General features: G+C 45.9%; 10 protein-coding genes and 1 pseudogene. 8 read left to right on the forward strand and 3 right to left on the reverse strand.

Features of this window, described 5'->3' with window-relative positions:
- Nucleotides 1–106: 106 nt before the first annotated feature.
- Together QUA44_RS05595 and QUA44_RS05600 are read left to right on the forward strand one after the other, a co-directional pair.
- On the forward strand, nucleotides 107–823 hold the full coding sequence (locus tag QUA44_RS05595; protein ID WP_333252002.1) for a GDYXXLXY domain-containing protein: 717 nt from the start codon (nucleotides 107–109) through the stop codon (nucleotides 821–823).
- A gap of 367 nt (nucleotides 824–1,190) precedes the next feature.
- Nucleotides 1,191–2,312: a hypothetical protein gene (locus QUA44_RS05600; protein WP_333252003.1), complete on the forward strand. Its 1,122-nt coding sequence runs from the start codon at nucleotides 1,191–1,193 to the stop codon at nucleotides 2,310–2,312.
- A gap of 153 nt (nucleotides 2,313–2,465) precedes the next feature.
- On the opposite strand, the pseudogene QUA44_RS05605 reads toward QUA44_RS05600, so the two are convergent.
- Nucleotides 2,466–3,141 (reverse strand): annotated as a pseudogene (locus tag QUA44_RS05605) (class I SAM-dependent methyltransferase).
- Between the two features lie 467 nt (nucleotides 3,142–3,608).
- Between QUA44_RS05605 and hemH the strand changes: the two are divergent.
- Entirely contained in the window at nucleotides 3,609–4,772 is a 1,164-nt protein-coding gene (hemH, locus tag QUA44_RS05610) for a ferrochelatase (protein WP_333252004.1), read from the forward strand.
- Nucleotides 4,773–4,988: 216 nt separating this feature from the next.
- On the opposite strand, the gene QUA44_RS05615 is transcribed toward hemH, so the two are convergent.
- A complete protein-coding gene (locus tag QUA44_RS05615) occupies nucleotides 4,989–5,600 on the reverse strand; it encodes a DUF4126 domain-containing protein (protein ID WP_333252005.1) in 612 nt (203 codons plus the stop codon).
- Nucleotides 5,601–5,920: 320 nt separating this feature from the next.
- On the opposite strand from QUA44_RS05615, the gene QUA44_RS05620 reads away from it, so the two are divergent.
- Nucleotides 5,921–7,207, forward strand: a complete 1,287-nt coding sequence (locus QUA44_RS05620) for a Glu/Leu/Phe/Val dehydrogenase (RefSeq protein WP_333252006.1) — start codon at nucleotides 5,921–5,923, stop codon at nucleotides 7,205–7,207.
- Between the two features lie 530 nt (nucleotides 7,208–7,737).
- Here the strand turns inward: QUA44_RS05620 and leuB are convergent.
- The gene (leuB, locus tag QUA44_RS05625) at nucleotides 7,738–8,823 is read right to left on the reverse strand and encodes a 3-isopropylmalate dehydrogenase (RefSeq protein ID WP_333252007.1); all 1,086 of its coding nucleotides are present in this window, start codon (nucleotides 8,821–8,823) and stop codon (nucleotides 7,738–7,740) included.
- A 243-nt stretch (nucleotides 8,824–9,066) separates the two neighbouring features.
- Between leuB and QUA44_RS05630 the strand changes: the two genes are divergently transcribed.
- The 4 genes from QUA44_RS05630 (at nucleotide 9,067) to QUA44_RS05645 (ending at nucleotide 13,571) form a co-directional block, all read left to right on the forward strand.
- Nucleotides 9,067–9,909: a Uma2 family endonuclease gene (locus QUA44_RS05630; RefSeq protein WP_333252008.1), complete on the forward strand. Its 843-nt coding sequence runs from the start codon at nucleotides 9,067–9,069 to the stop codon at nucleotides 9,907–9,909.
- A 476-nt stretch (nucleotides 9,910–10,385) separates the two neighbouring features.
- Complete coding sequence (locus QUA44_RS05635) at nucleotides 10,386–11,591, forward strand: DUF4336 domain-containing protein (protein ID WP_333252009.1); 1,206 nt, start codon at nucleotides 10,386–10,388, stop codon at nucleotides 11,589–11,591.
- 561 nt (nucleotides 11,592–12,152) lie between these two features.
- Nucleotides 12,153–13,130, forward strand: coding sequence for an acetamidase/formamidase family protein (locus QUA44_RS05640; RefSeq protein WP_333252010.1), 978 nt, complete (start codon nucleotides 12,153–12,155; stop codon nucleotides 13,128–13,130).
- A 156-nt stretch (nucleotides 13,131–13,286) separates the two neighbouring features.
- Complete coding sequence (locus tag QUA44_RS05645; RefSeq protein WP_333252011.1) at nucleotides 13,287–13,571, forward strand: hypothetical protein; 285 nt, start codon at nucleotides 13,287–13,289, stop codon at nucleotides 13,569–13,571.
- The last annotated feature ends 111 nt before the right edge of the window (nucleotides 13,572–13,682 follow it).

A 13,682-nucleotide genomic window follows, 5' to 3' on the forward strand; every position in this document is an offset into this window, starting at 1 on the left:
CATTCTACTATAGTGCGATCGTCCCCCTTGCACTGCACTCGGAAGATGATTATGCCGATTCAAAGCTCAACGATATTATTCTGCGAACCAATTCCCAATTCCCCATATGAACACCGAAAATCCAGATTCAACAGATCAAAGTTCCGAAATAGCAGATACCAGCGCTAATCCCCCATCATTCACCCTTCCCCCCGCAGCGCAACGCCTTCCCGCGTGGCGGCTGTGGGTTCCTTTGCTGCTGCAAATCGGACTAATTGCCGCCGTACCAGCTCCCGCAGTTTACACTTTTATTACTGGCAAAACAGTTGTCCTGCAAACAGCACCAGTAGATCCTTACGACTTTTTGCGCGGATATTACCAAGTTTTGAGCTATGATATTTCCGATCGCACAAATCTGCAAAAACTCCCCGGCTGGAAAGATTTACCTGCCGAAAAAACACCTTGTCCGCCCGGGGTTGCTTGTCCACAAAATACACAGAATGTCAAGCCGCCAACCAGTTTTTATGTAATATTAGAAGCGCCAAAAACCGCGACTAATCCCGGCCGCCCCCAAGCTTGGAAACCCGTCCGCGTCAGCCTAGAAAATCCCGCCAATTTGCCCGCCAACCAAATCGCAATTAAGGGCAAATATAACGGTTGGCAGATGGAATACGGCTTAGAAACTTATTATATGCCAGAGGATGAAAGGGAAAAAGTCAATCAGGACATTAGCGAAGCTCAAAGGAAGCAGCGACAATCTTTTTTGGTAGAAGTAAAGGTTGACAAAACAGGCCATGCTGTGCCTGTGAGTTTGTGGGTGCGCGATCGCAATTATCGATTTTAGCTGATATCTTGTACCATTGTCAGCAACAGGCAAGATGCCTGTTCCACAAAATATAAATTTTCTTGTGGAACAGGCCGAAAAGCCTGTTCCTAAACAAGTAATTGAGAATGTTGCAACATATGAGTTTTAGCCAATTTAGCCAAAAGGTCGATCGGTCTTTTGCCCTTGTTTTGAGTATTTTGGCTTAGGGAGGGGGCCTAGGTTCGGCGATTCCCTACCGCAACGGACTCCCAGGCGCGATCGGGATAGCTTCGCTCGCGCGGACATTTCAATTGCCGACAACCCAGGAGAATCTATTAAGATATATAAGACTTGCAAAAATCTTGCCAGTTCAAGGGCGCAAGTCATGAATCTACTGGAGCTTCTCATGTTAGCCGAGCTAATCTCTGCCAGACGAATACTCAAGACCAAACTCCTCGACTTCTTAGGACTTCCCGAAAATTGCCAAGACCAAACCGATCATCTCGTCAACCGAATTGTATCCCTGCTGGAAGCAAATCCAGCCGAACAAGAAAGATTTTGGGAGACATTCAAAAGTGAATTAGCCGTCGATCCGGTAGAATTAGAAACAATACTCAAGTGTTCGCCAGCAGAACGCCAGCAGTGGATTGAACAAGACAAACTCCCTATTCTAGAATACCGCTCTTTCCGCAAATCAGGAATCCATCTCGAATATCCCGTTCACGACAGAAGATTCATCTTAAGTCTAACGCCAACCGATATTAATAACTGGCGCAAAGAACCCAAAGGGCAGATTAAAAATAATCGCCAAATACCCACCCCAATCAATACAGAAAAGCCTGAAGAAAACGAACAATCACGAGTAGCTTTTAGTTCAGCTTGGGAAAAAATCATTGCCGACTGGAAAGAACAAGGTTCGGCGGAAATTTCAGCAACCTTCCAGCTAGCTTACTGGACAGTTTGGGCGTCGCGCTGGGCCAAAGAAAATCAGCTCAACAGCTTTAAAGCAATTAAATATAAGGAAGTCTACGAAGCTCACCAGCAGGAATGGTACCAGCGAAAAAATCAAGCAGTCAAGTTACTAATTGAAATGCCTTACGCCATGCTTTACTTCTACCGTCCGGCAGATTCTGACAAATTATATCTCGAATTGTGCGACGACCACCAGGAAATGATGAAAGATGACTACTATTGGGATAAGTGGGATTTTTTCTATCAGAACCGCAAGCTGGTAAATAGATGCCGCGAATGCGTGTACTCCGAAACCAAAGATTATTACTCGCTTTACTACCTGGAAATCAAGAGCGACAAGTTTCCCGATTTTAGTTTTTCTTTCCACACGCCGTATACCATCGGCAGAAAATTTTTGCCGCATCCAGAAACGCTGCCTTATGTAGACCACGTAGAACAGGACGGCATTTTTCGCTTTGGCCGTCCGCTGCTGGAACAAGAGAAAGTTATTCACACAGAAAAGGATGTATTGCTTAAGTTTGAGGCTGCTTTGGCAGCAGCGAAAAAGTTTTCTTAGTTGTTAGTTATTAGTCATTAGTTGACAAGTATAGTAAGATGCGCGCGCCGACCTCAGAAACCGGGTTTCTTCCGAGATTTATCGTCACTCAACCCAAAATTCGTAGAAACCAGGTTTCTTACCCGCGCACTCACTAATGACAACTGTCAACTGTCAACTGTCAACTGTCAACTGACAATTGTCAACTGACTTTTGAAGTTGGATTACTTGAATGCTGCCGCCAGCACAAATTTTGGGTTGTTGAGCTTCTTTGGAATTGTACGATCGCCATCCCACTTCTGCCAACAAATTCCCCAAGTCTGTTTCGAGCAAATTCCAAGCTGTTTCTGTCTCAAACAAGCACAAAAAAACAGCCAACCCTGGCCAAAATACCTGATTTGTGGGCGAGTGAAAATCTACCAAAATGAATAGACCACCGGGCTTGAGTACGCGGTATACTTCCTCAAAGATTTGTCGCAATTGTGCCCGATCGCATTTCGTGCATCGCAACACTGCTGTGTACCCAATCAAAATGACAGTCGCCAAAAGGCATGGACTCGGCAAAAGCTTCTACATAATTGGCTGATTGCACATTTTTTTTTGCCCGTTCCAGCGACAATGGCGAAGCGTCGATTCCTGTGACATCCTGGAAATATTGCACCAGAAATTGCGTAGTTTGACCGCTACCGCAACAAAGGTCTAAAATTTTAGTTTCGGCGCTGATGGTCAAATTTGCCCAGGCTAGTTGACCCAAACGAGCATTGCCGCCTACGCTCAAAGCAGCCAGACGCGCGATCGCATCGTAGAGACGCTGATACCGATAACTTAAATCTCTAAAAATTGTTGCCACAGTCAAAATTATGTATACCTTGTTATCGACTTAAGATATCATCCGAGAAATTGGGTAGAAACCCCGTCCTTTTAGGACGGCTTTGTGTTACAATATAATTTGTCAATGACCCACCCGCGACTATGTGAACATAAACCCTAATTAATAAGTTTGCGACAACCGCAACGGGAAAGAAAAATAGGTAGACCGGGAAAAGAGGACAGGGCAATGGGCAGTCCAACCCTAGAATCAAAACTACGAAGAATTCCGTTTGGTATTCGACACGTAAAAACCGCAGGGCTTGCGGGGTTAGTCTGTGGAGCGAACATAAGACCAAATCTCTTTGAGGGTGGAGGCAGTTGCGAAGAAGCAGAAATTCAAATCGCGAGGTTTGGGAATCCCCGTCCGCGACGGTCGGGGTGGATGTCAAGAGGCTATATTGTTAAAATAAGTAACAGAACTGAGACGATGGGAGAGCTGTAACTGCTATGGGCCGTGTGGGAGTATTGCTATTAAACTTGGGCGGGCCAGATCAAATCGAGGATGTCCGTCCTTTCCTGTTCAACTTGTTTGCTGACCCGGAAATCATTCGCATTCCGTTTCCGTGGATGCAAAAACCGCTCGCCTGGTTGATTTCGACTCTGCGTTTTCAGAAATCTCAGGAAAACTACCGCCAAATCGGGGGCGGCTCTCCTTTGCGGCGGATTACGGAGGAACAAGCCCTAGCGTTGCAAGAACTCTTGCAGTCCAAGGGACAGGATGCTCGAGTGTACGTGGGGATGCGCTATTGGCATCCTTTTACCGAAGAGGCGATCGCCAAAATTAAGCGCGATCGCATTGAACATTTGACCATTTTGCCGCTGTATCCTCAGTTTTCCATCAGCACCAGCGGTTCTAGCTTCCGGCAGCTAGAAGAAATGTGGGGCAAAGATCCTGCCCTCAACGATATCGAATATACGGCTATTCCTTCTTGGTATCAGCGGCCAGGCTACATTCAGGCAATGTCGGAACTGATAGCCCAACAACTAGACCACAATCCAAATCCCGATCGAGTTCACATCTTTTTCAGCGCCCACGGCGTCCCCCTCAGCTACGTAGAAGAGGCTGGAGACCCCTATCAGCGCGAGATTGAAGATTGCACTCGTCTGATTATGGAACATTTGAACCGATCGAACGAACACACTCTCGCTTATCAAAGTCGGGTTGGCCCGGTGGAATGGCTCAAGCCTTACACCGAAGACGCGATTACTGAATTGGCAGAAAATGGAGTCCAAGATTTGTTGGTAGTTCCGATTAGTTTTGTTTCCGAGCACATCGAGACTCTGCAAGAAATTGACATGGAGTATCGAGAATTAGCAGAAGAGTCGGGGATTGAAAATTTCTACCGAGTGCCGGCACTGAATACTCATCCGGTGTTTATTGAGGCCTTGGCCGATTTAGTCATCGAGTCGATCGAATCTCCCAGCGTTAAATTCTCGGATGTGATACGCCCTTCCAAGACAGTGAAAATGTACCCTCAAGAGCAGTGGGAGTGGGGTTTGACCACGGGGGCGGAAGTCTGGAACGGTCGTGTGGCGATGATTGGTTTTGTGGCACTATTGCTGGAATTAATTACGGGTCAGGGCCCGCTACATTCGATCGGATTGCTTTAAATTGACTGTTGACAGTTGACTGTTGACTGTTGACAGTTGACAGTTGACTATTATTACAAATGACTAATGATATCAAATCCGTTGGTATCGGAATTATTCATCACTCTCTTCTGGAGACTCAGCGCCCTCTGCGGTCTCTGCGGTTAAATCATTCCGAAACAACCGCAAACAATATGACTAATCACCAATAACTAATCACCAATAACTAATCAATAATTAATCAGGATCGCGCTTGCGGCGGCGGGGATTTCCCCTATCGCCCGGTATTCCCTGACTTTTGTACCAGCGATACCACTCTTTAGAACTGCGAATTGCCAGCCACAGCAGGATCATAGCAACTAACCCTCCCTGCCGCGGCGCGTCAAAGGCAAACAAAACCAAGGAAATGCACAGAACATCTTGCAGGAAAATCACCCAAATCGGCAAACCCCGCAGCCGATAAAACCATCCAGCTTGTACCAGTTGCAGCACTAAAGCCAACAAACCTCCGACAATACCAATTATCCACAGCATCCAAGGGTGAGCAATAATTTCCTCGATCGAACTTACTTGAGCGATCGCAATTCCCATAATTGCTCCTACAATGGGGCTGAAAATAATTTGCACAATTTGCAGTACCCGCTGTCCTACAAAGGTTTTAGAAGCAAATAACTCTAACAGCGACCAACTCACCAAGATGGTGATAGCCACCTGGGGGGGAACCCCCGATAATAGAGGTATTTCCGACCAAAGTTTGTCAATCCGCAACAAACCAATTAACAGCAGGGGCATGGCAATTCTCATACCCCCTGCCGCAGACGCAGAGAGTGCGGCTAGGAGTCCAACCATAATAATAATTCAGTTTCTAACGTCAGCTAAAGCCTCGATCTATTTCAGAATTTAATTCCCCTGATGGCTGGCTGTGATTTGAGCTCACGAACTCAAATTACTCCTTGAGCTTAAATATATCCCTCTATTTTAAGTGTATTTGCTTAATCTCTGCTTGGGAGTGCGATATTGTCGATCGACACAAGGTAGTTTGTGGACAGTTGACCGCTGACAGTTGACAGAATTCAACCTGGATTGTGATTAAATTAGCTTAAGCACTCGAAGCCTTCTTCTCTCTGACAACAGTCAACAGTTAACAGTCAACAGTCAACTAACTTCTTATGTCTGATTCATTATTTGCCGATGCCAGTCGCCGATTAGAACGAGCCTTAAAATATGTGTCCCTTTCCGAGGATACGATCGAACGGCTAAAATATCCCAAATCCAGTTTAATAGTATCGATTCCTGTGCGGATGGACGACGGTTCCCTGCGAATTTTCCAAGGTTATCGGGTGCGCTACGACAATACCAGAGGCCCGTCTAAAGGAGGAGTGCGCTATCATCCGGGAGTATCCCTTGATGAAGTGCAATCCTTAGCATTTTGGATGACTTTTAAATGTGCAGTTTTGAACTTGCCCTTTGGAGGAGCCAAGGGCGGAATTACTCTCAATCCCAAGGAATTGTCCAAACTGGAATTGGAACGGTTGAGCCGGGGCTATGTTGATGCGATCGCAGATTTCATCGGCCCCGATGTCGATATTCCTGCGCCGGATGTCTACACCAACCCCATGATTATGGGTTGGATGATGGATCAATACAATATTATTAAGCGGCAGCTTTCTCCAGCGGTTGTGACTGGAAAACCAGTGACAATTGGTGGCAGTTTGGGTAGAGATACGGCAACAGCAATGGGTGCTTTTTTTGTAGTACAAACTATTTTACCCAAATTTGAGCTAAATCCTCAAGATACAACTGTAGCAGTACAAGGTTTTGGTAATGCCGGTGCAGAAATAGCAGAACTGCTCTGGAAAGCAGGTTACAAAGTTGTTGCGGTCAGCGATTCCCAAGGGGGAATTTATGCTAAACAAGGGCTGGATATCCCCAGTATTCGAGGCTTTAAAAACTCTAACAAAGGTATCAAAGCTCTCTACTGCGAAGGTTCGGTTTGCAATATTATCGAACACGAAATATTGACAAATGAACAGCTTTTAGAATTAGATGTAGACGTGCTAGTTCCAGCAGCTTTGGAGAATCAAATCACTGAAGCGAATGTTAATGATGTTAAGGCTAAGTTTATTTTTGAAGTAGCTAACGGGCCGATTGATTCGGCTGCTGATTTGATTTTAGAAGCGAGGGGAATTCAGGTAATCCCTGATATTTTAGTCAATGCCGGAGGCGTAACGGTTAGTTATTTTGAGTGGGTGCAAAATCGCAGCGGACTTTATTGGACGCTGGAGGAAGTCAACCAGCGGTTGAAGCATAAAATGGTCGAAGAAACTGAGGCAATTTGGAAAAAATCTCAGGAATTGTCAGTTTCCATGAGAACTGCTGCTTATGTGTACGGGTTAAATCGACTCGGAGAAGCGATGAATGCGAAGGGAACGCGGGATTATTATGTGAACGGTTGAGGGAAGTGCGGTAAGATTGCCCGATCGTACAATCTTACCGCAGCTATTCGAGAAGAGTTCAGTCTACGAACCGACTTGGCAAAACTTAGGAATCAGAATTAAATAACCTGCAATGCTATTTTCTTGTGGGATGGGCGTCTCGCCCGTCTATAAGGGACGGGCGAGACGCCCATCCCACAGGCTTATGCAAATTATTTAATTCACGATCCTTAGCTTTGAATTATTGGCGAATTTTAGGCATCCACGCAGCAGTTTATTTAACCGCCACTTTGGTGCTACCAAAGACGAAAGATGTTTTTAAATAGAGATTTTACATAGAGATTTTACATAGAGAGAAATGTGTTAATTTCTACGAACTACTTCATGGTACAAGACCCGCAGTTATGATGTATGGACAACCACCTGATGCAATGATATCGGAAGTTGCTGCATTTGGCTTTTGGGATTTTAAAATCCCAAAAGCCTTTCGAGCCAAATTATTTGAACGCTACCCCTTGACAGGTCAAGAAAGTATCTACAAAATAAATAGATCAACCTTGCAAAAATTCAATTAAAGCATCGCCCATCGCCCGACAGCCAACGAGTTTCATGCCTTCCGACATGATATCACCAGTGCGATAACCTCGATCCAAAACTTCGACAACTGCTTGCTCGATTTTATTAGCAGCTTCCGGCTGATTTAAGGCGTAACGTAACATCATTGCCGCGCTTAAAACTTGGGCAATGGGATTTGCTTTATCTTGTCCGGCGATGTCGGGTGCGGAACCGTGCACGGGTTCAAAAACTCCCGGCCCGGTTGCTCCCAAACTAGCAGAAGGCAGCATTCCAATACTACCAGTTAACATCGCCGCCGCATCCGAAAGAATGTCGCCGAATAAATTGCCGGTGACAATTGTATCGAACTGTTTCGGCCAGCGAATTAACTGCATGGCGGCGTTGTCAACGTAGAGGTGAGAAAGTTCGACATCAGGGTATTCTGAAGAAAGGGCAATAATACGATCGCGCCACAGTTGCGAAACGTCCAAAACATTCGCTTTATCAACGGAACACAGCCTTTTGCCCCGCTTAGAGGCCGTCTCAAAAGCGACTCGCCCGATTCTGTCAATTTCCGACTCGGTGTAAGCCATTGTATTGACGCCGCGTTTTTCGCCTGTTTCCGTCTCAAAAATGCCTTTGGGTTTGCCAAAATAAATGCCGCCTGTGAGTTCGCGGATGACCATAATATCCACGCCTTCGACAACTTCCCGTTTCAAACTAGAAGCATCAACCAATTGCGGTAAAATAGTCGCAGGACGCAAATTTGCAAACAATCCCAATCCGGCGCGCAGTCCTAATAATCCCGTTTCCGGGCGCTGTTCGCGGGGCAAATTATCCCACTTGTAACCGCCAATAGCTGCTAACAATACTGCATCGCAGTTGCGGCATTTTTCCAGTGTTTCTTCGGGTAGCGGATTGCCTGTTGCGTCAATAGCCGCGCCGCCCATTAAAGCTTCTTGAAATTCAAAGCCGATGTCCAATTGTTGACCGACAAGTTTCAGGACATCTACCGCTACAGCGATAATTTCAGGGCCGATGCCGTCTCCTGGTAAAAGAGTGATGCGGTAGTTTTGAGTCATATCGATTTAGGAGTTTTGATTTGAGATTTGAGATTGAGTTGACGGGAATTATTTAAGTAGGTAAGTACCAAAAAACATAGTATCTTGTAGGGGCGGGTTTAGCTAACAACCTCTGGTACAAGCGAGTGAAAAAGTGCAAAACCTGCTCCCTCCCTCATGTTTATTTGTAACCACCTACTGAGCAATGCCAGACATTCTCACAAGGCTATAATCATATCAGGATAAGCAACCTCAGAATTCATTATGACATTCCCGACTTACCCGCCTGCTCAAGCTGAACCGCCTCTAGACCCCCAGCAGAGTTTGCCAACAATGTATGATTTACCTAGCGAAGACCCAAAGGAACCCGGTTTGCTAGATACATTTCATTTAGATCAGCCGCAACTTTTGGAATTCACGTTTTTGCCGCCGGGATGGGATGCGGAACAAGTCTTTACAGCCAGCGACCTAAATTTGTATTACGATGCAACACAACCGCGCTGGCATAAACGCCCGGATTGGTTTGCTGCGGTGGGTGTGCCAAGGCTTTATCAAGGGCGCGATATGCGTTTGAATTATGTAGTTTGGCAAGAACGGGTAAATCCGTTTGTGGTGGTGGAATTGCTATCGCCGGGAACTGAAGATGAAGATTTAGGGCGGACTGTTCAGCAAGCTGGGGAACCGCCGACTAAGTGGCAAGTTTATGAACAAATTTTGCGGATTCCTTACTATTTTGTGTTCAGTCGCTACACGGATGAATTGCGAGCTTTTCATTTTGTAGGAGGCCACTATGAACCTGCAGAATTAATTTATGGGCGGTTATTTATTCCTGAGTTGCAGTTGAGTTTAGGTTGGTGGCAAGGCACTTATAAGAGTATGAATCGTTTGTGGCTGCGGTGGTTTACGGCCCAAGGAGGATTGATTTTGAGTCCGGGTGAAAGGGCAACGGCGGCGGAACGGCAACTGATAGAATATCAACAGCAAGTAATTGAAGCTCAACAGCAACTGACAGAATCTCAACAGCAACTGACAGAATCTCAACAGCGAGAGGAAAGACTAGCGGCGCGGTTGCGGGAGTTAGGCATCGATCCTGAACAGTTGGTTTAATATAGCAATCCTAAGTGATTTTCTAGATATGGAAAATCTGAAACTCTTGCTATACAAGAAGTCTAGGAAGAAAAGATGGCGTTGTGTTGTGAGACTCAGATCGGATTGCTATAGACCTCTTGCAAAAGTCCTTTTCATAAATTTATTGGACGGGCTCTTCGGCCCATCCCACAAGAAAAAATAACTCTTGTGGGATGGGCCGAAGAGCCCGTCCTAGTTATTTTTGCAAGAGGTCTAATAGTTCTCGCACCCAGGCCTGGTGAAAGCCGGTTTCTTCCTTCTATTTCTCGTGACTCGTCCCAAAACTCGTAGAAACCGGGTTTCTAGCCCCCATCCATAATTCTTGCTTGAGTATTCCAAAAGCCCGATCGCCCATAACCCCTTTTCAACTCCTCGAATCCACGCAACAGGAGTGAAATAAGATAAAAACAGTTCGATCGCACGCACGTACAAAAAAATCGGCAAGGAGTCGCGCAGTGGCAGAGGGCGAAGGCACACCAACATCAGCACAGATTGACAATCGGGACTATTCATGGGCTTTTTGGCCAGTTGTCCCCCTCTATCCCTACAGCAAGCGGCACACCATCCGCAAAGAAATAGTCAAGGACACAATCTGGACTTTTGACCAGCTACAAGGCATTTTCTACGTAGTCGTGCCGATTCGGATGACAGTAATTAAACTAGAACCCGAAGGCCTTCTCGTCTACGCCCCCGTTGCACCGACTCCTGAGTGCATCCGCTTGGTAAACGAGTTAGTCGCAGAGCACGGCGAAGTTAAGTATATTTTGCTGACAACGGTTTCGGGCATCGAACACAAAGTTTTTGTCGGCCCCTTTGCGAGGAGTTTTCCCGAAGCGCAGGTGTTTGTCGCGCCACAGCAGTGGAGTTTTCCGCTGAATTTGCCGCTGAGTTGGCTGGGTTTGCCCGCCAAACGCACGTCTGTTTTGCCCTTTGACAGCAGCAACACGCCTTTAGCAGATGAATTTGACTGGGCAATTCTCGGCCCGATCGACCTTGGTTTGGGCAAATTTGCCGAAGTTGCCTTATTTCACAGGCGATCGCGCACACTGATGTTAACAGATTGCGTGGTTTCCATTCCCGAAAACCCGCCCGCGATCGTCCAACTCGACTCCTACCCGCTGCTATTTCACGCCAAAGAAAGCGCCTCGGACACGGTGGCAGACACCCACGAAAATCGGCGCAAAGGGTGGCAAAGAATCGCCTTATTTGCCATGTATTTTAGCCCTAGCGTGCTGGAAGTGCCGCCGTGGTCGGGGGTGTTAGCCAGCGCACTCAAAGCGCCAGAACGCTCTAGGAAAGCTTATTTCGGGTTGTATCCGTTCAAGTGGAAAACAGATTGGGTGCGATCGTTTGAGGCTTTGCGGGGAGGAGGGCGGTTGTTTGTCGCGCCGATTTTGCAGACATTGATTCTCAACCGCGCGCCCAGGGAAACTCTCGATTGGGTGGATAAAGTGGCGAGTTGGGACTTTCAAAGGATTGTACCTTGTCACTTCGATAGTGCGATCGACTCCCGGCCCCGTGAATTTCGGCAAGCATTCTCGTTTCTGGAAAAACACTCACCTGTTAATTCCTTACCCGAAGACGATTTTAAATTGCTCAGGCAGATTGATGCCGGTTTGAATAAAACTGGTTTGGTTCCGCCTGCGAAAGAAAAGGTTTAATCTTACATCTTGCACCATTGTTAAGAACAGGCTTTCCGGCCTGTTCCACAATAAAATTTAGTTTTGTGGAACGGGCATCTTGCCCGTTGCTAAACAGGTAATTGAGAATAGTGCAACATCTCAGTTTAATCCGATATCTGTAGGGACACGGCAATGCCCATTTGTGTCAATAGAAGGAAGAAGTCATTAGTATGTAGGGCCAGGTTTTACCAGCAAAATAGAACTGCCAAGCCAAATACAGATAAAGTCGCCCCCGCCAACTGAATTACGAAACAATCATTAGTCTGAAGAAAAAACAGCGATCGATTTGAGATGCTAGACTTTGAATTTTTAACTACCAAAGTTATCAAAAAGTTAAAAAATTAGTAGACTATCTCAGATATAATAAACCTCAATCATTTTTTGACCTTTTCTTATCTCTGAATTCTCTTTCTCAGCGCCCTCTGCGCCCTCTGCGGTTCATTAAAAAAAATCTTTCTCAAAAATGCTTGAGACTTGCGATATAACATTCTTAACACCCTTCCTTCCATCTAAAATCTAAAATCTAAAATCTAAAATCCCATGACTCGCCACCTTCTCAAGGCTAACTGCAAAACCGTACACTTGGGCGGTTTCTCTCCGAATATCGAACCTGCTTTAAGGGTGGATTCGGGCGATCGCATCGACATCGAAACCTATTCAGGATATTATGTTGCTGACAAAGCGCCGCCGGAATTTCTCACCCCGGAATTTTTAGATATTTGTCAGAATTTGCCTCCCAACCGCAAAGTTGGCCCAGGGCCGCACTTGCTGACAGGCCCGATTTATGTTAACAATGCCGAACCGGGAGACGTTTTAGAAATTCACATTGAGGATGTTTACCCAAGTTTACCAGTCGGATTTAATGCAATTCGCGCCGGATGGGGAGCATTACCTGACTATTTTTCCGAACCTAAATTGCGGTTTATTCCGCTAGATTTAGAGCAAAAAACTGCGGACTTTCCCGCAGGTAGCCGCCTGGGGATTCCCCTGCATCCTTTTTTTGGAATTATCGGCGTCGCCAATGCTGAAATTAACCGTTCTTCTATTCCTCCAGAGCGCTACGGCGGCAATATGGACAATCAGGAACTCCAAGCAGGAACGCGGTTATTTTTACCTGTTTTTATGCGCGGCGGTTTACTGTCCATCGGCGACGGACATTCGGCACAAGGAGACGGTGAAGTTGACGGTACTGCTATAGAAACTTCGATGAACGGGACTATTCAAATCATCTTACGCAAGGATTTTATTCTGACATTTCCGTTTGCAGAAACGCCCACTCATATTGTGATTATGGGATTCGGTAGAACATTAGATGAAGCGTTTGAGATGGCGGTAAAACAGACGGTTTATTGGCTGCAAAAGTTGGCAGGTTTCAAAGAGGAAGATGCTTATGTTTTGTGTTCCATCGCGGTAAATTTTCGGATTACGCAGGCTGTCAACAATCCCCAAAAAGGAGTTCACGGAATGATGCCCAAGTGTATTTTGCCGGAGGTGAAAATTATTGGTCACCGAGTTTGAGGTAGTATGGTAACACGCGATCGACAAAAAAATTAGGATCGCGATCGCACAAACTACACAAATTTGTCACTGCTGTGGTCGATCCGGATCGCGCTCCTGTTGACAATTAAGCTTAAAATGAGATAAGTTAAGAAATCTACCTAAATCGAACTCAACATGAAAAACCAGACTGACGATGTTGCAAAAAAAGATTTAGTCGATCGAGCTTTTGGGAGTGCAGCAATACCAGATCCAACAGCGTGGGTGCACGAACATTATTTTCTGGCTAATTTCGCCGATACTCTGGCCCACATCCAAGAACATATGTCTGAAGACAGTTGCGAAATCGGCGAGAATGGTGAGTCGGGCGAGGGGCTATTATCGATAGATGCCAAAATTAGAGATATGTTGAGAGCTACTTTTAGCGACGACGGCTGGCAGTATGTCGAAAATTTATTGTGAGTTTGGTAAAATCCATAAGTATTTGTACGTTCATAACTTGAGAGCGTAAGTTATACCAGTTTAAAAAAAGAATCTAACTTTAGGCCGGTGATCTAAACCATTAGATCATTC

The organism is Microcoleus sp. N9_A2 (assembly GCF_036701775.1).
Taxonomy (GTDB): Bacteria; Cyanobacteriota; Cyanobacteriia; order Cyanobacteriales; family Microcoleaceae; genus Microcoleus.

Excerpts from the sequence above, each read along its gene's own strand:
- QUA44_RS05595 (WP_333252002.1), top strand. The coding sequence starts at position 107 with ATGAACACCGAAAATCCAGATTCAACAGATCAAAGTTCCGAAATAGCA.
- QUA44_RS05600 (WP_333252003.1), top strand. The coding sequence starts at position 1,191 with ATGTTAGCCGAGCTAATCTCTGCCAGACGAATACTCAAGACCAAACTC.
- hemH (WP_333252004.1), top strand. The coding sequence starts at position 3,609 with ATGGGCCGTGTGGGAGTATTGCTATTAAACTTGGGCGGGCCAGATCAA.
- QUA44_RS05615 (WP_333252005.1), bottom strand. The coding sequence starts at position 5,600 with ATGGTTGGACTCCTAGCCGCACTCTCTGCGTCTGCGGCAGGGGGTATG.
- QUA44_RS05620 (WP_333252006.1), top strand. The coding sequence starts at position 5,921 with ATGTCTGATTCATTATTTGCCGATGCCAGTCGCCGATTAGAACGAGCC.
- leuB (WP_333252007.1), bottom strand. The coding sequence starts at position 8,823 with ATGACTCAAAACTACCGCATCACTCTTTTACCAGGAGACGGCATCGGC.
- QUA44_RS05630 (WP_333252008.1), top strand. The coding sequence starts at position 9,067 with ATGACATTCCCGACTTACCCGCCTGCTCAAGCTGAACCGCCTCTAGAC.
- QUA44_RS05640 (WP_333252010.1), top strand. The coding sequence starts at position 12,153 with ATGACTCGCCACCTTCTCAAGGCTAACTGCAAAACCGTACACTTGGGC.
- QUA44_RS05645 (WP_333252011.1), top strand. The coding sequence starts at position 13,287 with ATGAAAAACCAGACTGACGATGTTGCAAAAAAAGATTTAGTCGATCGA.